Annotated in this window: 21 protein-coding genes; 3 read left to right on the top strand and 18 right to left on the bottom strand. The window is 74.4% G+C overall.

Features of this window, described 5'->3' with window-relative positions:
- Positions 1-25: 25 nt before the first annotated feature.
- From ACFYST_RS04625 to ACFYST_RS04565, 13 genes are all read right to left on the bottom strand, one after another.
- Positions 26-4,210 carry a BTAD domain-containing putative transcriptional regulator gene (locus tag ACFYST_RS04625; RefSeq protein ID WP_387859798.1) on the bottom strand — a complete coding sequence of 1,395 codons (4,185 nt, stop codon included), beginning with the start codon at positions 4,208-4,210 and terminating at the stop codon, positions 26-28.
- A complete protein-coding gene (locus ACFYST_RS04620; protein ID WP_387634360.1) occupies positions 4,210-4,605 on the bottom strand; it encodes a hypothetical protein in 396 nt (131 codons plus the stop codon). The genes ACFYST_RS04625 and ACFYST_RS04620 overlap by 1 nt, the downstream gene beginning before the upstream one ends.
- A gap of 70 nt (positions 4,606-4,675) precedes the next feature.
- On the bottom strand, positions 4,676-5,119 hold the full coding sequence (locus tag ACFYST_RS04615; RefSeq protein ID WP_387634362.1) for a TadE/TadG family type IV pilus assembly protein: 444 nt from the start codon (positions 5,117-5,119) through the stop codon (positions 4,676-4,678).
- Positions 5,116-5,562: a TadE family protein gene (locus tag ACFYST_RS04610; protein WP_387634365.1), complete on the bottom strand. Its 447-nt coding sequence runs from the start codon at positions 5,560-5,562 to the stop codon at positions 5,116-5,118. Before ACFYST_RS04610 ends, ACFYST_RS04615 begins: the two co-directional genes overlap by 4 nt.
- Positions 5,559-5,828 (bottom strand): hypothetical protein, encoded by a 270-nt coding sequence (locus ACFYST_RS04605; protein ID WP_073808831.1) that lies wholly within the window; start codon positions 5,826-5,828, stop codon positions 5,559-5,561. Before ACFYST_RS04605 ends, ACFYST_RS04610 begins: the two co-directional genes overlap by 4 nt.
- Before the next feature lie 41 nt (positions 5,829-5,869).
- Complete coding sequence (locus ACFYST_RS04600) at positions 5,870-6,757, bottom strand: hypothetical protein (RefSeq protein WP_387634368.1); 888 nt, start codon at positions 6,755-6,757, stop codon at positions 5,870-5,872.
- Positions 6,754-7,731, bottom strand: coding sequence for a type II secretion system F family protein (locus ACFYST_RS04595; protein WP_387634371.1), 978 nt, complete (start codon positions 7,729-7,731; stop codon positions 6,754-6,756). The genes ACFYST_RS04600 and ACFYST_RS04595 overlap by 4 nt, the downstream gene beginning before the upstream one ends.
- Entirely contained in the window at positions 7,731-9,326 is a 1,596-nt protein-coding gene (locus ACFYST_RS04590; RefSeq protein WP_387859796.1) for a CpaF family protein, read from the bottom strand. The genes ACFYST_RS04595 and ACFYST_RS04590 overlap by 1 nt, the downstream gene beginning before the upstream one ends.
- Positions 9,316-10,701 (bottom strand): hypothetical protein, encoded by a 1,386-nt coding sequence (locus ACFYST_RS04585; RefSeq protein WP_387859794.1) that lies wholly within the window; start codon positions 10,699-10,701, stop codon positions 9,316-9,318. Before ACFYST_RS04585 ends, ACFYST_RS04590 begins: the two co-directional genes overlap by 11 nt.
- Positions 10,701-11,333 (bottom strand): SAF domain-containing protein, encoded by a 633-nt coding sequence (locus tag ACFYST_RS04580; protein WP_387634377.1) that lies wholly within the window; start codon positions 11,331-11,333, stop codon positions 10,701-10,703. Before ACFYST_RS04580 ends, ACFYST_RS04585 begins: the two co-directional genes overlap by 1 nt.
- 81 nt (positions 11,334-11,414) lie before the next feature.
- Positions 11,415-12,329: a hypothetical protein gene (locus ACFYST_RS04575; RefSeq protein WP_387859792.1), complete on the bottom strand. Its 915-nt coding sequence runs from the start codon at positions 12,327-12,329 to the stop codon at positions 11,415-11,417.
- The gene (locus tag ACFYST_RS04570; protein WP_387859791.1) at positions 12,323-12,952 is read right to left on the bottom strand and encodes a hypothetical protein; all 630 of its coding nucleotides are present in this window, start codon (positions 12,950-12,952) and stop codon (positions 12,323-12,325) included. The genes ACFYST_RS04575 and ACFYST_RS04570 overlap by 7 nt, the downstream gene beginning before the upstream one ends.
- Before the next feature lie 141 nt (positions 12,953-13,093).
- Complete coding sequence (locus tag ACFYST_RS04565; RefSeq protein WP_387634386.1) at positions 13,094-13,930, bottom strand: hypothetical protein; 837 nt, start codon at positions 13,928-13,930, stop codon at positions 13,094-13,096.
- Between the two features lie 167 nt (positions 13,931-14,097).
- Between ACFYST_RS04565 and ACFYST_RS04560 the strand changes: the two genes are divergently transcribed.
- From ACFYST_RS04560 to ACFYST_RS04550, 3 genes are all read left to right on the top strand, one after another.
- On the top strand, positions 14,098-14,517 hold the full coding sequence (locus tag ACFYST_RS04560; protein ID WP_387634389.1) for a pyridoxamine 5'-phosphate oxidase family protein: 420 nt from the start codon (positions 14,098-14,100) through the stop codon (positions 14,515-14,517).
- Between the two features lie 103 nt (positions 14,518-14,620).
- Positions 14,621-15,079, top strand: a complete 459-nt coding sequence (locus ACFYST_RS04555; protein WP_387634392.1) for a MaoC family dehydratase — start codon at positions 14,621-14,623, stop codon at positions 15,077-15,079.
- A gap of 371 nt (positions 15,080-15,450) precedes the next feature.
- Positions 15,451-16,746 (top strand): MBL fold metallo-hydrolase, encoded by a 1,296-nt coding sequence (locus ACFYST_RS04550; RefSeq protein WP_387860090.1) that lies wholly within the window; start codon positions 15,451-15,453, stop codon positions 16,744-16,746.
- 3 nt (positions 16,747-16,749) lie between these two features.
- Here the strand turns inward: ACFYST_RS04550 and ACFYST_RS04545 are convergent, their stop codons facing one another.
- The 5 genes from ACFYST_RS04545 to ACFYST_RS04525 all read right to left on the bottom strand — a co-directional run bounded on the left by ACFYST_RS04545 (position 16,750) and on the right by ACFYST_RS04525 (position 23,472).
- The gene (locus ACFYST_RS04545; protein ID WP_387634395.1) at positions 16,750-17,103 is read right to left on the bottom strand and encodes a hypothetical protein; all 354 of its coding nucleotides are present in this window, start codon (positions 17,101-17,103) and stop codon (positions 16,750-16,752) included.
- Positions 17,104-17,152: 49 nt separating this feature from the next.
- Positions 17,153-17,686: a TetR/AcrR family transcriptional regulator gene (locus ACFYST_RS04540; protein WP_387634398.1), complete on the bottom strand. Its 534-nt coding sequence runs from the start codon at positions 17,684-17,686 to the stop codon at positions 17,153-17,155.
- Between the two features lie 109 nt (positions 17,687-17,795).
- Positions 17,796-18,854: a sodium:calcium antiporter gene (locus ACFYST_RS04535; protein WP_387859790.1), complete on the bottom strand. Its 1,059-nt coding sequence runs from the start codon at positions 18,852-18,854 to the stop codon at positions 17,796-17,798.
- 668 nt (positions 18,855-19,522) lie between these two features.
- Positions 19,523-22,174 (bottom strand): hypothetical protein, encoded by a 2,652-nt coding sequence (locus tag ACFYST_RS04530; protein ID WP_387859788.1) that lies wholly within the window; start codon positions 22,172-22,174, stop codon positions 19,523-19,525.
- Positions 22,171-23,472 carry an SWIM zinc finger family protein gene (locus ACFYST_RS04525; protein WP_387859787.1) on the bottom strand — a complete coding sequence of 434 codons (1,302 nt, stop codon included), beginning with the start codon at positions 23,470-23,472 and terminating at the stop codon, positions 22,171-22,173. The genes ACFYST_RS04530 and ACFYST_RS04525 overlap by 4 nt, the downstream gene beginning before the upstream one ends.
- Positions 23,473-23,576 lie beyond the last annotated feature (104 nt).

Here is a 23,576-nt window from a genome sequence, read left to right as displayed (position 1 = left end):
GACCGGGGCCTCAACTCCTCAGCGCTCAGCCTCCGGTGAGGAGGTCGCGGAGCAGGGCGACGGTGTCGGGGTCGAGGTCGCGGCCGGTGCGGCGGCTCAGTGCGTCGAGGCGGTTGACGGCGCGGACGAGTTGGTCGCGGGCGCCGGCCGAGGCGTACGCGTAGAACAGGTCGCGGTGCAGGAGTTCGACGTCAGGGGCGACGGCGAGGGCGCGGAAGATCGCGGCCTCGGCGGTGCGGTGGTCGCCGTACTGGAGGCGGCGGGCGGCGAGTTCGTGCGCGGTGTCGACGATCGCGGCCAGCATGTCCTGGCGTTCGGTCTCCGCCCAGCCGAACGTCCCGGCCGGGGACTCGGCGAACGGGGCGCCGCGGACCAGGGCGAGGGCGTGGGCGAGTGCGGCGTCGGCGGTGGTGGAGGTGGAGCGCATGCCGCGCCGGTACAGGCTGCGGAACTCGTCCCAGTCGCAGCCGACCGTCGGGGCCAGCGTGTACGTCTCGGCGGGCTCGGCGGCCAGGTAGTCGCGGCCCTCCGGGGAGGCGCCCAACCAGGCGGCCAGCGCGGCGAGTTTGACCGGCAGCGGTTCGGCGAGCCGCTCCGCGGTGGCCTTCGGGTCGAGGTGGGCGGCGCCGGGGTGGATGTCCCGGTCGACCACCGAGTGCTCGGATCCGGGGCGCAGCGCCAGGTACGCGGCGAGCTCGGTCAGCCGGGGGCGGGCGGCCGGGTCGATGCTGCCCGCCACCCCGAGGACGTCCACCGGGCCGAGCAGCCGGATCCGCGGCGCGGACCGCAGGTGGTGCGCCTCCGGGGAGCGCAGGATCGCCAGCAGGTCGTCACTGTCGGTCCGGGCGGCGGTGCTCCCGGGCCGGGCGGACGGCCGGGCGGCGGCGCTCGCGGCGTGCGGGTCGGGTGCCTCCGCCTGGTCGTGGATCGGCGCGGGCTCGGGCACCACCGGCTGGGCGGCCGGGGCCGGGACGGCGGGGGCGGTCTCGACCGGCGGGAGCTCGAAGTACTGGGTGCCGGCCGTGGGTTCCGGGGCGGTCTCCGCCGGCGGCAGCTCGAAGTACTCCGTGCGGTCCGGCTCCGGTGCCACGACGGGTTCCGGCACCGACTCCACCGACCGCTCCGCCACGGGCTCCGCCACCGACTCCACCGCCGTTTCCACGGGCGGGAGTTCGGCGGTGTCGGCGGCGTCCGGGTCGTGGTCGAGCGGCGCGGGGTCCACCGGAACGGGGTCCACCGGAACGGGGTAGGCAGCGAGCCGCGGGTCGACGACGGTGCCGTGCGGCGGCGTGGTGGCCTTGCGGGCCTGGCCGTTGGCGGCGTGCCGGGGCTCGGCGGGCGGGACGGGGGTGACCGGGGTGACGGCGTAGGGGTTGGTGGGCGCGGTGGGGACGAGCCCGGCGAACGGGCTGCTGCCGGTGGGCACGACCCGGGCCAGCACGCGCGGGCCGTCGGCGCCGCCGTCGGCGCCGGGCTTGGCCAGCGACAGCGGCGCCGATGCCTCGGCCGCGTGCTGCTCCGCGCCGCCGGGTCCGCCGAGCAGGGCGATCAGCCGGGCGTCCAGAGAGCTGTCGGCGCGCTCGGGCATGCCGCCGTCCGACTCGAAGCCGAGCGGTCCGGGGTGGGCGGCGATCGCGGCGCCGACGGTGGCCAGTGCGGGGACGGCGGGGAGCGGGATCTCGGCCTCGTCCTCGGGGCCGTTGTGCGGGCCGTCGAGGGTCCAGTCGGGGGCGGGGTGCTGGGTGAAGTCTCCGGAGGCGCGGACGAGTTCGCCGAGCTGGTCGTACTGTTCGCGGCTCAGGCGCTGGAGTTCGACGTTCAGGTGAAGGCCGGGCAGGGTGAACTGGCCGACGGCGGGGAGCGTCCAGCGGGCGACGGGGCCGGCCCCGCGCTCGGGGGCACGGGTGAGGACGGCCAGGCAGGTGCGGGGGCGGCCGTCGAGCAGCCGGCCGAGTTCGGCGGGGATGCCACCGGCGGGCGGCTGCGCGGAGAGCACGATCTCCGGCACCCAGGCCTCGTCGGCGCTGCCCCGGCTGCGGGCCTCGCGGGGGCTGCCGGCCTCGGCGGCGACCAGTGTGGCGCGGGCCTTGGCGGTGCGCGGGCCGAGGGCGGCGAGCGCGGCCTCCAGGGTGGCGTGGTGGTGGACCCGGTCGGTGGCGGGGCCGGCGGCGGGCAGGTCGGTGGCGATGCCGACCAGGTGCAGGTGGAGACGGTCGGCGAGCGGGCTGTGGGCGAGTTCGACGGCGAGGGTGCGCAGCACGTCGTCGGCGTCGTCGGGGTGCCCGGAGAGGTGGACCAGGCGGACGGTCTCCAGGTCCGCGAGGACGGTGGAGCCGTCGGGGCTGTTGCCGAGGGTGACCAGCGCCGGGTAGGGAGCGCTGTACTTGGCGGCCTGCCCGGCGGACAGCAGCTCGTTGGAGTCGTCGGGGCACCACCACACGTTGGGGGCGTGCGCGGCCCGGAACGGGGCGATCGGCACGGCGGGTGCGGCCAGGTGCAGTTCGACGGTGCCGGCGTTGGTGATCCGGGCGGCGACCAGGGCGGGCAGCCGCTTGTCGCCGCGGACGGTGTTGCGGCCGAGGGTGCGCAGCGCGCGGTTGAGCAGTTCCAGTCCGCCGTCGTTCTGGCGGGCCTTCAGCTCGGCCTCGAAGCGGCCGGCCGGGGCGGACGGCAGCGCGATCCGGTGCCGGGGGCGGCGGGCCCGCTGCTGGTCGGTGCGGCGGCGGGCGACCAGGCTGACCAGCGCGGCGGCCATCAGCACGCCGACGGTGGAGACCGCCAGCGGCACGGTGTAGTCGTCGCCGTGGCGGGCCTGCTGGTCGCGGGCGGCGGGCAGGTTGGCGGCGGGCGTGCTGTCCTGCGGCGCGGGCGTCTCGGCGCCGGTGGACGGTGCGGGCGTCTGCTCGGGCGCGGGGCTCTCCGCAGCGGGGCTCTGCGCGGCCGGACTCTGCGCCGTCGGGCTCTGCTCGGCCGGGCTCTGCGCAGCGGGCGACGCGGGCGCAGGTGGCTGGGCGGCAGGCGGCTGGGCGGCGGGCACGTCGTCGTGCTCGGGCCGCTCGGGCGCGTGGCTGCGCGGCACCACCGGGGCCTGCGGCGCGGGCGCCCCCGCCGCGGGCGGCTGAGCGGCAGCCGGCGCCCCGGGCATGGTGAGCACCATGCCGGGCGCGAGCAGGTCCGGGTTGGTGAGCTTCTCGCCGTCGGGCGCGGTGACGCCCTTGTTGGCGTCGAACAGTTCGGGCCAGCGGTCGCCGTCGCCCAACTCCCGCTGGGCGATGCCGGACAGCGAGTCGCCGGAGTGCACGGTGACGGTGCCGTGGGCGGCCGCGGTCAGCCCGGGCGGGGTGACGGCGGCACTCTGGGTACCCCCACCGGCCGCGCCGCCACCCGCTGTCCCGGCGCCCCCGCCACTCGCGGCGTCGGGCTTGGCGTCGGCGGGCATCAGCAGCCGCCAGCCGGGCTGGATCGGGCGGTCGGCGTCGAAGCGGGTGCCGGAGTCGTCCATCGCGCGGCCCGCGTTGAGTTTGGCGATCTCCGTCCAGCGTTCGCCGGAGCCGAGTTGGCGTTCGGCGATGGTCCACAGGCTGTCGGCGGGCCGGGAGTCGCGCACCGTGTAGGTGGGCTGCTGGGGGTCGGCGTCGGGTGCCGCGGCGGGGGCGGCGGCGGGCAGTGCGGCGAGCGCCGGGGAGGACGTCAACTGGGCGACGGCGGCGGGGCGTTCGGCGAGTTCGGGGGTGGCGGCGAAGGCCGAGCCGGCCACCGGGAGCAGGGCGAGCACGGAGCCGACCAGGCCGGCGGCGATCCGCTGGCTCCAGCCGAAGGCGGGGAGCCGGCGGGCGACCCGGCCGCGCAGCTGGGCGGGGATCTCGATCAGTACGGAGATCAGGAAGCACAGCCAGCCGAGCCAGCCGACGCCGACCAGCAGCCACAGGAACAGGCTGCCGTCGTCGGGGCTGGTGAGCGCCTCCACCAGGCCGCGGCCGAACGGGTTGCCCATGGCGGCGACGGTGGCGGTGCCGTAGCCGAGCAGGGCGGGCACGCCGATCAGCAGCACGGCCAGCGCCAGCAGCGAGCCGAGCGCGGCGAGCAGCGAGCCTCCGGCGCCGCGCCGTCGGGCGGGGCGCCCGAGATGAACGGGCGTGGTGCCGCCGGGGTGCGGTCGCCGCCCCGGGCGGCCCTTGCGGTGCTGGTCGTCGGCTCCGCGCGCGGCCATCAGCCGGTCGTCCCTTCCGTGATGCCGTGTACCAGGGTGGCCTTGCCGTGACCCTGCACGGGGAGTGTGGTGATGCCGACCAGGCCGAGCAGCGCGGTCGGGTAGTCCGTTTCGACGGTGACGCTGAACGTTTGCAGGTCGTTCGGGTTCGGGAAGCCGATGGCGCCCTTGATGCCGTGGCCGCGCAGGTACGCGGTGGCGGCCCGTTCGGCGGCGGGCCGGTCGAAGCGGTAGCCCCGGCCGGCCCGCAGCGCGTCGATGTCGAGCTGCTGGCCGCCGGCCCGGGCGGCTTCCTGGGCGAGCGCGTCGGTCCGTTCGACGGCACGCAGCCGTCCGCCGCAGTCGAGAACCAGGCCGACCACGGCCACCAGGCTGACGGCGGTGACGGCGACCATGACCGAAATGCTGCCCCGGTCAAGGCAGTTCACGCCTCGTTCGTTCACGGTCCCTCCCCCTGAGGTGTGATCAGTTTCCCCGGTAGCGGTCCACCACGGAGGTGAATGTACCGGTGAGCGTCTTGTGGCCGGGCAGGCCGTCGAGTTCCATCAGGTCGCCGAACGCGACGGTGCAGGAGACCCGGACGGTGATGGTGGTGAGCGGTTCTCCGTCGGTGTTCAGGATGCCGTACTCGGGCTCCCCGACGGGCTCGGTCGCGCACTGTACGCGGCGGTCGGCGAGGGCTTGTTGGACCGCGTCGGCGGCGGCCTGCCGGGCGCCCTCGGGGGTGCGGGCCAGCGAGGCGGCGCGCGCGCCGGAGCGGGCGGCGGCGTCGACGATCGCGCCGGTGCTCTGGACGCGCCCGGCGGCGACCGCCATCAGCGCGAAGGCGAGCACCACGGGCACCACGATGGCGGCCTCGATCGCGAACGACCCCCGGTCGTCGCGGCGTATCCGAAGAAGGTCTCTCACGGCTGCCCCTGCGGAACGAACTTCTCCCGGGGCGCGCTGGCGGTCTTGGTGAGCGTCAGCCGGTCGAAGAACGGCAGCACGGACGCGGGGTGGACGGTGACGGACAGCCGGTACAGGTCGGGGTCGCCGCTGTCGGTGTCGATGTGTTCCAGCCGGGCGAGGTTGCCGAGCCGGTCGGTGAAGTCCTGGGCCCGCCTCGGCCCGTCGTCCGCGCGCGCGCCGTTGACGCGTCCGGCGTCCACGCCCTCCCGGGCGGCGGTCAGCGCGGCCTGGTCGGCGTACCACCAGAGTCCGGCCTGAACGACCAGGAGGATGACGAACAGCACGGCGGGGAAGACGATGGCGAGGCTGATCGCCATCGCTCCCGCGTCGAGCGTGCGTCCGCGGAACTGCCGGACCGTCAGGGCCGTACGGGCGACGGGCCGGGGCGGGCGGGAGGTCACGGTGCCTGGCCCCCGTCCGGCACGTTCTGCGGGATCTTGTTCTTCACGTTGGTGCCGAGCTGGGTGATCGCGTAGACCACCGCGCCGGCGATGGCGACCAGCACGATGACGGCGAGCGCGAGTTCGATGCTGATCGCGCCGCGGTCGCCGGAGGCGCGGGCGGCCCGCAGCTTGACCAGCCGGAACTCGAGGACGGGGCGCAGCAGGTGGACGGGGAACAGCAGCGGCAGCAGAACTGCCGTGGCCAGGGCGCGGATTCGGTTCATGGTGTGCTCTCCGGTGCGGGGTGGCGGGGTACTCGTGGAGGTCATTGGACGGTCAGCATCTGGTAGAGCGCGGGGAAGACGATCAGGACCGTCATCAGCAGGGTGAGCGCGGAGCCGGGTGCGACCATTCGTTCGCTGTCGGTGTTGGCCTTGGCGAGTTCTTCGGAGAGCAGTTCGCCGCGCAGGCTCTTGGCGCGGGCCCGCAGGGTGTCGTAGACGGCGGCGCCGTCGACGCCGGAGATCCGCATGATGTCGGCGACGTCCTGGAGCGGGGTGAGGCCCAACTCCTGGGCGAGGGTGTCGAGTCCGTCCCAGGGCGGGAGCCGGTCGGTGGCGGCGCGTTCGAGGGCGTCGCGGATCCGCCGGAAGACGGTGCCGCGGCCGGCGGAGGCGGCGCGGCGGAGTGCTTCGGCGGGTCCGCAGTCGGCGGCGCGTTCCAGCGCGACGAGTTCCAGGTAGGCGGCGATGCCGTGCAGGTACTCGGTGCGGGCCTCCTTGGCCTCGCCGGCCACGATGGCGTCGGGGACGAACCAGAGCAGTGCGCCGAGCAGCGGTCCGACCAGCAGCGGGACGGCGATGGGCAGTCCGTCGCCGAACAGGGCGGCCAGTGCGGCGAAGTAGCCGGGCAGCGAGAGGCCGATGACGGCGAACAGCACCTTGTGTGCCATGAACCGGGCGGGGCTGCGGCCGATCAGGGCGAGTTCCTGCTGTGGGATGCGGACCCCGGGCAGTTGGAGCGAGCGGGTGCCGACCCGGTCGTACCAGGGGTCGGCGGCGTCGTCGGCGGCGTCCCGGCGCGGTTCGGGGGTGCGGTGCAGCCGGTCCAGGGCCTGGCCCAGGTCCGGTGGGGCGGGGCGGAGTTCGGCGAGCAGCAGGGCGAGGCCGCCGGCGGCGGCGGCGCCGGCCAGGACGGCCCAGGGCGAGATCATCGGGCTCCCTTGACCAGCGGGTCGTTGTCGTCGCCGGCCGCGGTGTCGGCGGTTTCGTCGCCGGTGCGCTGTCCGGGCATCCGGCCGGCCTTGGAGCGCCGGTCCTGTTCCAGGATCCGTGGCAGGGGGGTGTACGAGGCGAGCGAGCGCATCCAGGCGATCACCAGCACGAACGCCACCGCGACGACGCCGAGCACGAGTTGGCCGATGCCGGTGGTGTAGGGCTGGGTGTAGGTGGAGTTGAACGAGCCGAGGACTATCACCAGCAGGATGATGCCCACCATCCAGCGGATGGTGGTGCGGTGCTTTGCCCGGTCGGCCTCGATGGTGCGGCGCTGGCGGACTTCCTCGCGGACCGATTCGGCCATGTCGGCGAGGGCCCGGGCCAGGCCGGGGCCGCTGTCGCCGGCCCGCAGCAGGAGGGCGGCGAGCACCTTGTCGGCGGTGGCGTCGGCGAGTTGGTCGGCGAAGGCGCGCAGTGCGTCCTCGGGGCGCCAGCGGGCCTGGAGGCGGGCGGCGAGCTCGGTGATCTCGGTCTCCAGGGCGGCGGGTGCGGTGCGGCGGCTGGTGACGATGGCCTGGTTGAGGCCGACGCCGAGCAGCAGGACGTCGGCGAGGCGCTGGGTCCACTCGGCGAGTGCTTCCAGCCGTTCGATCCGGCGGGTGTCGGAGCGGGTGGCGTCGAACAGCCAGGGCAGGCCGAAGACGCCGGCGGGCACCAGCAGGGCGACCAGCGGGATGCCGGTGAACAGCCAGCCGGCCGGGCCGCCGAGCAGGGCCAGCGCGAGCTGGATGCGGCGCAGCCGGGCGACGCCGGGCGAGGCGGTGCCGGGGGCGCCGTACCAGAGGGTGTGCAGCCGTCCTTCCAGCGGGTTGGCCCGTTCGTCGGGGTCGGCGCGCCGTCCGGTCAGTCCGGCGGCCAGGGCCACCAGTCCGCCGGCGGTGAGCAGTCCGCACAGCACGTACAGGAGCATCAGCGCATCCCCCCGATCCGCAGGTTCAGCGGCGCGCCCCAGGCCCCGTAGGGGGAGGCGAGCAGCCCCGCGTCGAAGCCGGCCCGGCGCAGGTCGTCCAGGCAGTGCGGCGGGGTGACGGGGACGGCCCGTACCTCGCCGAGTTCCGGGCGCGGCCCGAAGACGGTGTTCATGGCGGGCCGTCCGGACTCGCCGAGGCCGGCCACTTCCAGGACGTGCGAGACGAACCGGTGGCGGCGGCCGCCGACGGCGGTCTCGTCGACCATGGTGACGTGCACGATGAAGTCGATGGCGTTGGCGGTGAGCCGGTAGGCCAGGCTGTCGGTCATGTGGGAGCCGTACTCGAGGCAGAGTTCGGCGATCCGGTCGACCACCATGTGCGGGCCGCGGGCGTGCAGGGTGCACATCGAGCCGCCCTCGCCGTTGGTCATCACCCGCAGCATCGGCACGACCTCGCCGGAGCGGACTTCGCCGACGATGATCCGCGAAAGCGTCATCCGCAGTGCGGCGGGAATGAGTTCACCGATCGTCAGCTCGCCGGCGAGCCGTCCGTCCACGCGTTCGCCGTTGCCCTCGCGGGCCTCCATCGGTACGACCTGGCGCAGGTGGCCGAGGGTGTGCAGCCAGAGCTCGAACTCGGACTCCAGGGTGCCGATCCGTTCGTCGGGCGGGATCTCGGCGGCCATCGCGCGCAGCAGGCTGGTCTTGCCGACGCCCTGGGTGCCGGTGATCATCACGTTCTTCCGGGCCCGGATGGCGGCGGCCAGGAACGCGGCCAGGGTGGTGTCCACGGTGCCGAGTTGGACCAGGTCGCGGAGGTTGGCGCTGGCCACCCGGTGGCGGCGGATCGCCACGTAGGGGCGGGGGGTGACCTCGGTCATCGCCTGCAGGCGCATGCCGCCCTCCAGGCGCAGCGCGAGCATCGGGCTGGCGGTGGACAGGCTGCGTTCGCCGCCGCCGTGCTGGCGGGCCAGGTCCTGGAGCAGCTCGATGAGTTCCTCGTCGGAGTCGGCGACCGGCGGGACCTGCCGCAGCGGCTGGTGCACCCGCGAGACCCAGACGTCGTCGCAGCCGTTGATCAGGATGTTCTCGATCTCCGGGTCGTCGAGGTACGGCTGGAGGCGCCCGGCCCGGAACAGCAGGTCGTAGACGGCCTCGGAGAGCGCCCGGTCCTGTTCGCGGGTGGGCGGGATGCCGTGGGTCTGCGCGTAGGCGTCGGACCAGCGGGCCACCGCCTCCTCGATCAGCGCCCGTCCGCGCTGACGGCGGGTGGCCCGGTCGGCCTCGGTGCCGGACGCCTCGTTCAGCCGGGACAGCTGCTGGTGCAGTTCGGCCGCGACCTGCCGCTTCAGCTCCCGTGCGACCTGGGTGTCCACGGCCGGCACCGCCCCGGCCGGGCCGAGCGCGGGCACGGCGGCGGGCATGGCCGACACCGGGCCGGTCGGCGGGACGGGCGCGGCGGGCATCGGCGCGGGCACGGCCGGCGCGGCCCACGGCAGCTCGCCGGCGTCCGCCGAACCTCCGTACACCACCTGCCCGTTGACGTACTGCCCGGCCTGCTGGGGCGGCGGCCCCTGGTAGGGGTTAGCGCGCACGGTGCACCTCCCCCCGCCCGTCCTCGGGCCCGTCGTCCTGTCTGGGGAACGGCGCGGGCGCGGGCGGCTGCGGCACCACGGGCGGCGCGATGTACGGCGCGGTGTACGAGATCTGCGGCTGGTTCTCCACCCGGATCGGCCACTCCCCCGTGAACTGCCCACCGGCCTGCGGCCGCTGCGGCTGAACCGGCTGGGGCTGGACGGGCGGCGGCAGGAACGGCTGGGGCTGCGTCGGGTACTGCGGGGCCTGGGCCTGGTACGGCTGCGGCGGGTACGGCTGCTGGACGTAGGACTGCTCGGCCTGCGGAGGGTACGGCTGGGCCTGGCGCCCGCCCACCGGCCCGGCCGCGAACGGCGGCTGCGCGAACGGGGCTGCGGGAGGCGGCGCCTGCGGGGGCGTCACCTGTTGCTGCGTCATCTGTTGCTGCGTCATCTGCTGCGAGGGTACGGCCTGCTGGGAAACGGGCGGCTGCGGGGCCTGCACCTGGTACGTCAACGGCTGCGGCTGGACGGGCTGGGGCGACGGCTGGACGGCCTGCGCCTGCGGCCGCGGAAGCTGCTGCGGCGGAACCTGCTGCGGCCCCTGCGGCCCGAGGCGTCGCCGACGCCCCTCGGCGTGGTGCTGGATCCGGTCGGCGGCGGTCCGCGCGGTGCGCATCAGCTCGGAGCGGATGAACCGCCGGTCGGTGGTGTCGCCGCCGTCGGACAGCACCCGGGCGGTGCGCGGCGCGTGCGTGAGGGTGCCGAGCACGGGCAGTTGGAACTGCCGGGACACCTCGTGGTCGGGGTAGGGGCCTTCGGCGACCAGCAGCAGTCCGAGGCTGTCCGATCCGGTGCCGTGGGTGTCGAGGTCCTCGCGCAGTGCGGCCAGCCGGGGCCGGGCGGCGGAGAGTCCGCGCAGTGTGGTGCGGACGGTCACGGCGACCACGTCGGAGCGCCGGGCGAGGACGGCCATCGGGCCGTTGGCGCCGGAGCGGCCGAGGTCGAGGATCACGTCGTAGCCCTCGGGGTCGAGCGCGCGCAGCGCTTCGACCAGGGGTTCCCAGGTGTAGGCGAGGCCGGGGGCCTGGGCGGGGTCGGTGAGTCCGGGCAGCAGGAGGCGTTCGCCGGAGCCCTGCGGGGAGACGTCCAGCAGTTGTTCCCACAGGGTCTGGGCGAGCAGTCCGCGCCGGTCGGCTACGGCGAGGTTGCGCAGTCCGTACACCGCGTCGACGCGGCCTTCGAGGGCGCCGGCCAGCACCGCGCCGCCGTCGGGGTCGCATTCGGCGAGCAGGACGCGGCGGCCCGGGCGCAGCGGCCAGGACAGCAGCAGGGCGAGGGCGCTGCTGGTGGCCCCGGGCGCCCCCGGCCCGCCGAGGACGGCCACCACGGTCATCAGGAGCCCCCGGCGTTTCGGGGTGCGAGGATCACCTGGAACTTGCCGCCGGCCACCCAGGAGGCGAGTCGGGGGCCGTCGGACGGGCCGATGGCGACGTCTATGACGGTGGTGCCGTCGGGGTCGGTGCGGCCGACGGCGGAGACGGTGGCGGTCATGGTGTCGGGGGTGCGGGTGGTGCCGTCGGTCTTGGTGCTGTCGGGGGTGTAGACGATCAGCACCTGGAGTCCGGGTTGCAGCCGGGTGGCGGGCAGTTGGGAGCGTTTGGCGGCGACGCCGACGATCTGCTGGCCGGGCTGGGTGGCGGGGTCGCTGGTGAGGTCGGACTTGACCAGCAGGGCGCCGCGCTTGAGGTCGGTGGTGGCGCGCAGTCCGACGGTGTGTTCGAGGTCGCGGGCGTCCAGCGGGCGCAGCGCGGGGTCGCCGGCGATGTGGGCGACGACCAGGTCGTCGTTGCCGATGACCTGGCCCATGGGGACGTCGCGGGCCAGGGCCAGGACGGCGATCCGCTGGCCGCTGCTGTTGTACAGCACGGCGCCGCCCAGGCCGCCGGCGGCGATCAGGGCGGCCGCCATAGCCAGTACGGCGGGCCTGCGGCGGCGGACGCCGAGGCGGCGCGGCGGGGTCGGCATGCTTCGGTTCTCCACCGCTTCGCGGCCTCTCACTCGTGATGGAACGTCAATGCTGGTCCGGCAAGGGGGTTGTCGGCCCGGTCAGTTCAGCACCTGGACCTCGTTGACGGGGATCTGCATCGTCAGGCCGGGGAATTCGCTGCGCCAGGTGAAGTCCGCCATGTCGATGTCGGCGTTGTTCGAGGTCTTGGCGGTGACCTTCCACAGCAGCGCGACCCGCAGGGTGTAGGCGTGGTCCTTCATGCCGGCGGAGGCGCGGGCGAAGATGTGGCTGCAGCTGGGTGTCTGCCCGGCGGCGAACGGGGTTCCGGCGTCGGCGCAGGTGAACTCCTGGGAGCGGGCGCCGTCGGGGCCGTCGTCGGCGGACCAGACGACCTGCTTGAGGGTCACGGTGGTGGTCACGTCGTAGCCGGGTCCGTGGATGGTGTGGCTGATCGGTCCGGCGGACTGCGGTGTGGCGTCGAACCAGAGCCCCACCGGGGAGCCGACCACGGCGTCCGTCTGCGGGGCGGCGTGCAGCACGGGGCGGGCGACCTTGATCTGGTCGAGGGCGTCGAAGGCGAGTTGGCGGGGCGTCGGGGGCTTCACCGGGCCGGGGGGCTGGGCGAGGAAGACCTGGCCGGGCGCCTCGACGCCGAGGCAGGACCGGTCGTAGATCGCGCCGTCCTTGCTGGTCCTGCCGTCCCAGACGTCCTCGCTCTCCAGCGGCTGCGGCTTCGACAGCCGGTAGTAGCAGCCGCTGGAGAACCAGCCCAGGTCGTCGAGCCAGCACGGCACGTCCTCGTCGTTCCAGCGGCACTTGCCGGACCCGGAGTCCCCTCCCCCGCCGCCCGACCCGCCGCCGGAGCCGCCCCCGCTGCCGGGCTCGTGGACGCCTGTGCAAATGATGTCGTCGGCGCACGGCGTCACGTCGGCGCTCGCCGACGGGACGAACGCGACCGTCAGTCCGATTCCGGTCAGTACACAGAGCGCGGCGCGCCAGGCGGAGTTCAGCATGTCTTGGTCACCTCACGGGTGAAGTCGGCGATCAGCCAGCGGTTTCCGTATCTCTTCAGGACAGCGGTAGCGGGGTAGCGGGTCAGCCGCTGTTGCGGATCCTTGATCTGCTTGGTGCCCGCGTCCGCCTGGTGCCAGCCGCTGACGTCGAGGCAGTCCTCGATCGTCGCGGTGGGCGGACTCGCCTGCAGATTCATGCTTTTGACGACGGGTGAGGTTCTGGGCCGGCCGGTCATCATGAGTTTGGCATCGTGCAACTGGGTCAGCGAGAGCAGCGCTTCGCTGAGCGCCGGCCCGGTGGCGTACTGGCCGAGCGCGGTTCCGTCCGAATTCGATCGCTCGAACACGTCGGCCCGGACGTCCCACCAGGCTTGATAGGCCGTCACCACGCTGTGCGCCTCCAGCCCTTGGTCGCCCTGGTCGGGGACGGGGCTGCGGCTGGGGTCGGCTTTCCCGGTGGCGGAGTTGGTGGCGCGGGGCAGTCCGGATTCGGGGGTGCCGAGGCGGTCGGCGGAGCCTTTTTCGGTGGCGCCGCATGCCGTGAGAGCTGTCAGCAGGAATGGCAGAAGCAGCCCGCTGATCCCAACTCCCCGAGGGCGCACCGGAATTCCGCGCTGCCGCATAGCCCCACCTTGTCGCGGCCGAACTGTGGTGGGTCCGGGCCGCCGATCTCGTCTGCCGTCCCCTGTGGTGATTCCGGGCGGCTCGGAGGTCGATTCTTCGCCAACCCGCCCCGGCACGGCAACACCCGGGGCGTCCTGACCTTACGCGGAAGGCGGATCCGTTGGGGCACTTTCTCGCCACAGAACCGCCAAAAGTTCATCGGAAAGCGGCAGTCCGGCGAGCGCTCCCCGCACTGCGGCGCGGTTGCGCATCAGGAGTCTCCCCCCGTCACGGGGCACCAGCAGTCTGGCCTCGCCGGCGGAGGCCGGTTCGCCCCAGCCGAGTTGGCCCTCGACGGCGGGCTGGAGGTCGAGCGGGCCGACGGCGGCGGGCGCGCCGGGCACGCCGTGCTCCAGCACCCGGCCGAGCGCCCAGCTGAACGAGCCCTCCGCGCCGGGCAGTACGCCGTCGCGCCCCCGCCGCCCGGCGCTCCAGCGCCCGATCCGGCCCCACAGCGGCACCCGGGAGTGGCCGAGCAGTTCGCCCGCGCCGTCCTCGCGCAGCAGGGCCGCCCAGGTGTCGCGGTCGGCGACCGCGTCGACGATCAACAGGGTCTCCTCCTGTTCGCCGTGCACCATGGCGCTGGTGATCCAGTCCCAGGCGAGGCCACGCCGGTAGGCGTTGTCGGGGGTGGAGCCCGCGGTGACCAGCGCGACCCGGCGCCCGCGCGGGTCGGCGACCAGCTGGCCGAGCAGACACACCACCAGCCAGCGGGCCGGGCGCTGGGAGGCCTGGCGCAGCGCGGTGAGCAGGGTGTTGGCGTCGGCGTCGGCCGGCGGCTGGGTGACGGTGCTGCCGCGGGTGCCGGCGTCGAAGGTGCGGCCGGGCAGCGCGGCGGCGAGGGTGCGGGCGCCGTCGGCGGCGCGGGCGGAGCCGCCGTGCCCGCGTTCGGGGCCGCCGTCCGCGCCGATCACCACCAGTTCGATGCCACCGCTCACCTTGTACCGCCCCCTCGCCCGCCATTTCCGGCCACCAGTGATTGCTGCGGCCTGAGCCAAGGTATCGCCGAGCGGTGTCGGCGCGGGCCCAAATGGGCCTGATGAGCCCCAGCTCAGGGACCATAGGCCCTGTTCGCGGCCGGTGCGCGGGGGGCACCATCGCCCTTATGGACCGTGACGACCGGGTGGAGACCCTGAGCGAGGCCGAGTGCCTGCGCCTGCTCGGCGCCGTGCCGTTGGGGCGGGTGGTGTACACCGAGCACGCGTTGCCGGCCGTGCTGCCGGTGGCTTTTCGGCTGGCCGAGGACGGCCGGGTGATCCTGGCGCTGCGCACCGGCACCCGGGTGGCCCGGGCGCTGGACGGGACGGTGGCGGCGTTCCAGGTGGACGACTTCGACGCGGCGGGCCGCTGCGGCTGGAGCGTGCTGGTGCACGGCCGCGCCGAGGTGGTGCGGGACGCGGAGGAGCGCGCCGCGCTGGAGTCGGAGGGGCTGCGCCCGTGGATCCCGGAGCCGGGCCCGGAGTACGTGGCGATCACTCCGGAGCTGGTCTCCGGCCGCCGGCTGATCCCTGACCACGCGCTCTGACCTCACCGCCGTACCCCACTGACAGGTGACCGGCGAGTAGGCATACTCTGCGGGGCGGCCCGGACGGGCCGTCCCCTGCCCCGTCGCACCTGTGGAGCGCACCGTGACGACCTTCGCCTCGCTCGCCGACCTGACCGCCGCCGTCGGTACCGAACTCGGCACCAGCGAGTGGCACACCGTCGACCAGGAGCGGGTGAACCTGTTCGCGGAGGCGACCGGCGACCACCAGTGGATCCACGTGGACCCGGCGCGCGCCAAGGAATCGCCGTTCGGCGGGACGATCGCGCACGGCTACCTGACGCTGTCGCTGCTGCCAGTGCTGGCCAAGGAGTGCTACGCGGTGGAGAACATCGCGATGGCCCTCAACTACGGCTCGGACAAGGTCCGTTTCCCGGCCCCGCTGCCGGTGGGCACAGCGGTCCGGGCGACGGCGGTGCTGGTGTCGGCCGACGAGGTGCCGGGCGGCGTGCAGGCGGTGGTCCGGTTCACCATTTCCAGTGAGGCCAGTGCCAAGCCGCACTGTGTGGCGGAGACCATCACCCGCTTCTACCCGGCGGCCTGATCTGCGCCTTTCCGCCCTTCCTCGGCCCTTCCCCGACGGACCGTCCCGCCTGCCGGGGCGGTCCGTTCCCGTTCGCGGCGACCGGCGCGCCGCCGACCCGTTCGGCTGGTTCGGGCCCGTTTACGGCGGTAGTGTCCCGATTTGAAACGCGTCGTCCCCGCCGGGGTCCCGGCTGTCCGGGCGGCGCCGTCCGGCCTGCCGTCGACCCGTCCGGGGCGCCAACTCGTCCCGCCGTCCCGGCAAGCCCCACCGTTCGGGTGCTCGACCGTGGAGGTGCCTTGTCCCGTCCCGTCTCCTGGCTGTTCCGCGCCGGTGAGCTGGCCGCCGAGGCCGGGCTCGCCCTGCGCGACGCGAAGCGCTCGTACCGGACACTGCCGCGGGACAGCTGGCACCGGCTGCGCACCGAGGCGTTCGGCGCCGACCCGCGGGGCGGCCGCTGGCACCGGGTCCGCAACTCGCAGCATTTCGTGGACGGTTCGTTCCGCAACCCGGTCCCGACCCGCCGACTGCGGTACGCCCACACCCCGCTGGCGCTGATGCGCACCAAGCTGGCCGCAGACGGCGACCGCCGCAGCCCCGCCGCCGCGGTGCCGGTGCACCGGCTGCTGCCCGTCGAACTGGCCACCCCGCCCGCCTCCGGGCTGCGCCTGACCTGGCTCGGCCACGCCACCGTGCTGGCCGAACTGGACGGCGTCCGGGTGCTGTTCGACCCGGTGTGGAGCGAACGCGTCTCGCCGTTCGGCTGGATCGGCCCGAAGCGGCTGCACCCGGTGCCGCTGCCACTGGCCGAACTCGGGCCGGTGGACGTGGTGGTGATCTCGCACGACCACTACGACCACCTGGACATGACCACCATCCGCACGCTCGCCGCGGGCGACGCGGTGTTCGCGGTGCCGCTGGGCATCGGCGCGCACCTGGAGCACTGGGGCGTCGAGCCGTACCGGATCGTCGACCTGGACTGGTGGGAGTCCGCCGAACTGGACGGCCTGCGGCTGACCGCCACTCCCGCCCGCCACTACTGCTCGCGCGGCCCGCGGCCCAGCGGCAAGTTCCTCTGGTCGTCCTGGGTGGTGGAGGGCAAGCACCACCGGCTCTTCCACAGCGGCGACACCGGCTGGTTCCCCGGCTTCGCCGACATCGGCCACCGCTTCGGGCCGTTCGACGCCACCATGATGCAGGTCGGCGCGTACTCCGAACACTGGCCGGAGGTCCACCTGACCCCCGAGGAGGCTGTGCAGGCGCACCGCGACCTGGGCGGCAAGGTGATGCTCCCGATGCACTGGGGCACCTTCGACCTCGCCCCGCACCCCTGGGAAGAACCCGCCGAACGGACGGTGGCCGCCGCGAACGCCGCCGGCGTCACGCTGGCCGTCCCCCGCCCCGGCAAGCCCTTCGAACCGGCCGACCCGCCACCCGTCAAACTCTGGTGGCGCGCCGTCGCCGCCACCCCGTCCGGCGCCGACGTCCTCGCCCCCGAGAGCCTCACCCCGCCCACCACCGCCGCCCCCGACTCCGCGGCACGCCTCGCGCCCACCCCGCGCCCGGACGCGCCGCTGGCGAACGCGAGGCCCGCCGCGGGGCCCACAGAGGCGAAGCCGAAGCCGGCCGCCCGCAAGCCCCGCGCCGCCACGTCCGAACAGCCCCCCGGCCCGGACCCGCTGTTCTGACTCTCAGTGCCGCAGCGCGCCTTCGATCAGGGCCACTGCGGCGCGCGGGTCGTCCACCTCGACGATCACCCGGGCGTAGTGCTCGTCGGCGAGTTCGATCACCACGGCCTTCGCCGGGTTCTTCACGTCCCAGAACACCAGCTCACCGTGGCGGCGGAACCGCCCGGCCGTGATCAGCCCCGGCCACTGGGTGCCGCCGACCTTGAGCCCCTTGGGCTCCGAGGCGACCCCCGGGTCCGCGGTCGCGCCGCGCACGTTGGCGAGCGGTATCTCGATCCGGCTCTTGATCGCCCAGAGCTTGTCCAGGCCCTCGATCTCCACGACCAGCGTTTCCTTGTCTACAGCCACTCGAGCCATGTCGGTGAACCCTCCCTCGTACGGTGAAAAACAGTGATGTGACGGCCGGTCAGCCGGCCAGCCGGGCCGCCAGCGCGAGTACCGCCTGCGCGGACGCCGCCGGACCGAGCGCCCGGTCACGCAGCCGCAGCCCCAGAACGCTCGCCCCGAGCGCCTCGACCAGCGGACTGTCGACGGGCTCGCCGAGCACCGTCGCGAGCGCCCGTTCGAGCGCGTGCAGGCCGTCCGCGACCAGCGCCGCGACGTCCGGATCCTCCGGCGCCCGCTCGACCGCCGCGGACAGCAGCAACCCCGCCGCCGCCCCGCCGTCGAACCCGCCCGCCGCCTGACCCAGCGCCTCCGCCGGCCCGCTGGTGACGGTGAGCGCGGCCACGGTCGGCAGCACCTCGTCCGCCAAGTGGTGCCGCAGCGCGGCCAGGTAGAGCCCGCGCTTGCTGCCGAACGCCTTGTACAAGCTGCCCCGGTGCACACCGAGCCGCTGCACCAGGTCGTCCACCGAGGTGCCCTCGAACCCGCGCTCGGCGAACAGCACCGCCGCCGCCCGAACCGCCTCGGCCTCGTCAAAGGCCCGTGGTCTTCCCATGCCCACGACCCTAGGGATTCGAGAACGTTCAGTCAAGAACGACCGTTCCAAAACTCCGGAGCCCCGAACCGGAGATCCGGGCCGCCGCGCGGGCGCGGCGGTCCGTGGCTCAGGCCAGAATCGGCACCAGCCCGATCGCGAAGACGCCGTAGAAGCCGGCGGCGACGGCCAGCCGGGCCGGGGTGAGCCTGTGGGCGCGCATGGTCAGCAGGAGGTAGACGATCGCTGCCATGGTGATGAGACCGGACCACAGCAGCGGGCCGTCGAAGTGCCACTTGGTGAACAGCAGGCCGATGCCACTGGGAACGGTGGCCTGGATCATCATCGAGCCGGAGACGTTGGCGAGCGCCAGCTTCACCTTGCCCTGGCGGACCCAGATGATCGCGTTCATGATCTCGGGCAGCTCGGTCGCTATCGGGGACAGCAGCAGCGCGGTCACCGTCGCGGACAGGCCGAGCATCGGGCCGATGACGTCGAGCTGGGCGACGAAGTAGTGCGCGGCGAAGAAGATCACCACGAGGGTGGCCAGGGTCTGGACGACCACTGCCCAGGTGTCGGGCGACTCCTTCTTCGGCTGGAGCTTCAGCGCCTCCAACTCCTCCTCGTCCTCGTCGGCTTCGCCCGCGGCCTCCTCGGCGCGGCTGGCCCGGATCTCCCGCCAGAAGTAGGCGGCGTACGCGGCGAAGAACAGCACACCCAGGGCGGGCTTGAAGGCGAACGCGACCAGGCCCAGCGACACCTTGACGAAGAAGATCGGCAGGAACCACTTCTGGTCCTTGGCCAGCCGCCGCATGTCCTTCTCGGTGCCCAGCGCCTGCCCGGCCGGAACGATCGCGGTGCCGGTGGCCAGGGCCGAGACCCGGTCACGGCGACGCTTGATGAGCAGGGCGACTCCGGTGACGCCGTAGGCGACGGTCGCCAGCGCGAGGGGTCCGCCCATCGCGGCGCCCACGCCGATGTTCTTCGCCTCCTCGGTACCACCAGTGGTCACCGCGACCAGGGTGACCACCGACTCCGGCAGCGCGGTACCGAAAGCGGCCAGGATCGTGCCGACCGCCATCTTCCCCACGTTGAGGCGCTCACCCAGCCACTCCACCGCGTTGACGAACCACTCGCACGAGAGATAGATCGCCACCGCGCACACGATGAGCAAAACGAAATGAATCACGAAACTCGTCAGGCCTTCCCGCGCCGGCGGGAATCCAAAGAGCGGGCGGCACAGGGGCAGCACGACTTCGGCCCCCGCCGACACGCACAGTCGTCGACAAACGGGCCGAAGGTCTCGCCCGCCCCCCACCATCACCGGTGACGAGCCCGGCCACCGGGAACCCGGCAACGGGCTCCAGCATGTCGACGACCGGTTCGCGGGGCTACTCCCCTTCGCAGCCGCCCATTGTACAGACGCCCGGCAGGAACCCTCCGCCCGACGAGATCGCCGGCCCCCACAGCCGCCGAGCATCACCGACGGCCGCACGGCCCCCGGCGAGGGCCGGGCCAGGAGGTTGCTCCCCTCACTCCCCCAGCAGCACCTTCGCCTCCGCAACCAGCTTGCTCCGCCCACCACTTGCCCCCACCCGGGTCACCCCCACGACCACCGCGCGCACTCCACCGCCGCCGCCACCAACCCCACCGAGGCCGCAGGCAAGGACCCCCCGAGCAGGTGCCCCCTCACTCCCCCAGCAGCCCGCCCAGGACCTCCGCCTCCGCAACCAACTTGCTCCCCCCACCACTTGCCGCCACCCGGGCCACCCCCACGACCACCGCGCGCACTCCACCGCCGCCGCCACCAACCCCACCGAAGCCGCAGGCAAGGACCCCACCGAGCAGGTGCCCCCCTCACTCCCCCAGCAGCCCGGCCAGCACCTTCGCCTCCGCAACCAGCTTGCTCCGCCCACCACTCGCCGCCACCCGGGTCACTTCCGCAATGGCCCCGCGCGCCCCGGCCCGTCGGGCGCACTCCACCGCCGCCGTCAACAGCCCCGCCGCACTGCCCGACGGCCGCCCGTCCAGCAGCGCGGGCAGGACGCCCGCCAGCACCGTCCAGGCGAGCCTCGGCGCGCCCGCGTCGGCCAGTTCGGTGCAGGTCGCGGCGAGCCGGCCCGGCTTGACCGCGCCGAGCCGCAGCAGCTCGCCGGTCTCCCGGCCGAGCGCCTGCGCGTCCAACTCGCCCTGCGCCGCCAGCGACAGCAGGGCGTCGACCACAGCGGTGCGGTCCTCGGGGAAACCCGCCCCGAGGCCGTACGCGAGGGCCTGGTGCACGGCGAACCCGGACGGGCCGCCCTGCTCGGCGAGCAGCGGCAGGAGCTTGGGGCAGCCGCGGACGGGCGTCGAACCGGCGGAGTCGGCGAGTTGGCCGATCAGGCGGACGGCGAGTTCCTCGCGGTGGTGCGGCAGGACGGCGAGCCAGCGCCCGCCCGGCATGCTGTGCTCCACCTCGGAGCGCCGGTGGAAGCGTTCGGTGGGGCCGAGCAACGTCCGCACCACTTCCGGCACCCCGCCCTCCGGCCGCACCCCGGGCGCGCCGGCCCCGGGCACCCCGAGCAGCGCCAACTCCTCCTCGCCGAGGCCGGGCTGGTCGCAGAAACGGCGGTACTCGGCCATCCATACCCCGAGCCGCGCCGTCCCGGCGGGCACGAGTGTGGTGTCCTGCCGCCGCAGCCCACCCACCCGCAGCCAGGCGGCGAGCGCCGCACCCGCCGGGGACGCGAGGCTGTCGTCCGAGGTGCCGTCGGGGACGGTGCGCAGCAGGGCCTGGGCGAGGTCCACCGGCCCGGGTTCGAGACCGAGTTCCTCGTACCGGCGAATCCGCGCCACCAGCTCCCCGGGGTCGAGCGCGCCGTTGCGCCACGTGGGGGTGGCCAGCAGCAGTGGGACGGGGTCACCGGCCAGCCGCCAGGCGATCTCCTCCAGCCGGGCGGCGATCAACTCTCCGACTCCGCCGCGCAGTTCCCAGGTCCGGAACGGGCTGGCGTTCGCGAGCGTCAGTGACCGCCAGGCCCGCTGCTTGGGCAGCGCACCGGCGACGGCACCGGCGAGCACCCCGAGCGACCGCCACTCTCCGTCGGCGAGCACGGGGGCGAGCGCGGCGACGAGCGCCTCCCGGTCCTGCCAGGCGTGCCGGACCAGCCCGTCGAGGACCCGTTCGAACGCGACGCTGTCGCTGTCGGCGGCGGCCAGCGCGGCGGCGAGCTCCTCGGCGACCTCGGCGGGGCTGCCGAGCGGCGCGGGCATCGCGACCGGCCGGGGCGGCTCGGGCAGCCGGTCGTCCTCGGCCTCCTCCACCGACTCGACGTAGATACCGAGCAGTTGGGCGGCGGTCTCGGCGTGCGCGGGGTCCAACAAGTGGACCGCCGCCCGCAGCTCCACCAGCAACCGGCCCCGCACGCCCGCGACATGACGTCCCGTCACTTTCAGCGCCTGGCCCTGGAGTTGCCGATCGGGGTGCCCGTAACACCGGGCCACGGCCCGCAGCGCGAGCTCGGGCGCTCGCGCCGCCACCCGGTCCAGCCAGGCCAGTTGAGCGCGGACGAGCTTCTTCTCCGGCCGGGCCAGCAGCACCTCGGCGGCTTCGGCCACGGTCGCGTCGTCGAGCCGCCCGGCCCGGTCGAGGGCGATCAGGCAGTCCTGCGCGTAGCCGGCGAGCGGCGATGGGCCGTCCAGCAGCGCCGTCAACGCCCGCAGATTCGCCGCGAGTTCCTCCTCGGACGGGGCCAGCGCCCGAACCACCGCGAGGTAGCTCCGCAACTCCCCCGCCCCACCGCCGCGCACCAGCCGGGCAAATCCGCGAGCGATCAACTCGCCCCGGTCGATGACCCGTTCATCGGCGAGCCGGGCGAGAACGGCGGGCCAGCGCTGAGCATCCTCCTTGGCGGCCCATGGCCCGGACAGCTGCCCGGCAGTGTCGGCATCGAAGACCAGCGGGGCGAGGACGGCCGTGAAGCTGTCCCACACGAGCCGCCCGTACAGATCGCCCCCGGGCGGCAACTGCCCTTCCCCGTACCGGGGCCGGGGGTCACCGCGGTCGGTCATCCACCCGACAACGAAGCCGGGTTCAGCGGGCGGCGGCGTATCGCTCACCCGCAGCAGATGCTCCGCGACGCGGTAGCCGGTGGACGGCCCCCACCCGTCCCGCCCGGCCGGCCGCCGGGCCAACCGCAGCGCCACCTCCCGCTGCCAGGTGACGTCCTGCCCCTCCAACAGGCCACCCAGCGGCGGCCGGTGCCACCGCTCAATGCCTTCGAAGTCCCCGGACCCGATCCAGTCGGCCGCCCCGGACGGCGCGCTGTGACAGACCGCCCCGGCAACCAGCAGCGCGGTCCACGCCCCGCCCCGGGAGTACGTGCTCTCCCGCAACTCGCGCCGCAACGCCTTCAACCCGGCCACCTCGGCCCGCCGCTCCCGCGCCGTCAAGCCGCCGACCAGCCGCGCGACTTCGTCGAACTCGGCCCGGCGTACCGCCCCCACCAGGTCCGTCCCGGGCTGCTTCACTGCGTCTCCTCCGTCATCATCCGCACCGCCAGCACATGGCTGCACGGCCCCCGGTCGCCCCGGTGCCGCGCCCACCACTGGCACGTACAGCCCACCGGGCCGTCCGCGTCGACCCGGACGTGGTAGACGTGGTCGCCGACCGCCACCACCCGCACGTCACCGACCACCGGGCCTACCGCCCCTGCGGCGAGCAGCTCGCGGGCGGCGCGCAGCCGCGGATTGGCGTCCTCCACCCGGCCTGCGGCGTACGGGAGGCGGCGGTGGAAGTGGGCGGCGTCGGCGAGGTCGTAGCCGATCCGCCCGGCGGTGGCGAGGTGGGCCAGGGCGGCGCGGAGGCGGTCCGGCGGCAGCCCGGAGTCCGCGGTGAGGTCGGTCCGGGGCTCGGCGTCGAGCAGCGCGTCGAGCTCGAACGCATCGGCGGCGGACGACGCGGCGAGCAGGTCGAGCAGGGCGCCTTCGCCGGAGAAGCCGCGGGAGGCGTCGGGCGAGAGGGTGAGGGTGATCCGGCCGCCGGGGAGGGCGAGTTCCCAGGCGGAGGCGGTGGGGGCGGTGGGGGTGCCGGGCGGGCCGTAGATCCGCAGGCCGAGCGCGTGCCGCAGCAACGGGCGCAGCGCGGCGAGCCGTTCGGGGCCGGGGAGGCAGACGGTGCCGGGGGCGGGCCGGGAGGTGGCGCGCAGTCCACCGGCGGTGGGCAGGATCCAGCGGACGGTGCTGCGGCCGCCGGTGGGCAGGGTGCGCAGGAAGCGGACGGCTTCGGCGGCGGGCAGTTCGGCGCGCAGGTCGAACCGGGCGGTGAGGACCTGGGTTTCGGCGAAGCCCTTGAGCCAGCGCCGCGGCAGCGGCACCTTCCGTTCGATCAACGTGTCCGCGCCGAGGCCGACTTCGACCCCGTCCGTGCCGACGGCGAGGGTGAGCCGCTCGTCCGGAAGGCGCAGGCGCAGGGCTTCGCGCAGCGGGGCGCCGATGTCGATGTTGGTGGTGCCGTGGCCGGTGCCGGCGCCGTCGAGTCCTTCGGGCAGCAGGTCCAGCCGGGCGTGAACGCCGCCGCAGCCGGAGAAGGATTCGAAGCGCAGCCGGTCGCCGTCGGCGGTGACCACGGGGTCGAGCGAGGCGGCGGCGAGCGGGCGGTGGTAGCGGGCGGCGGCGACATCGGCGACGGCCAGCAGTGCGGCGGCGGCCGGTCCGGGGTGGCGGAGGGCGCCGTCGAAGAACGGGCCGTGCTGGGTGGCGAGGTCCAGGCGGTGCGGGTGCAGCGCGGAGGGCCGCGGGTACCGGAAGGTGTGTACGGCCGTGGTCATGCGTCGAACGCTAACGATCACCGCCGACAATCGGCACAGCCCCAACGCGGCCGCAGCCCAGCCCCGGCGCGGCCCGACGTGACCCGTTCCACACTCAATCCGTA

The sequence above is a fragment of the Kitasatospora sp. NPDC004614 genome, from assembly GCF_042873675.1.
Classification (GTDB): domain Bacteria; phylum Actinomycetota; class Actinomycetes; order Streptomycetales; family Streptomycetaceae; genus Kitasatospora.
Note: the sequence above shows the minus strand (reverse complement) of the source record. Positions and strands in the feature narration are given on the sequence as shown.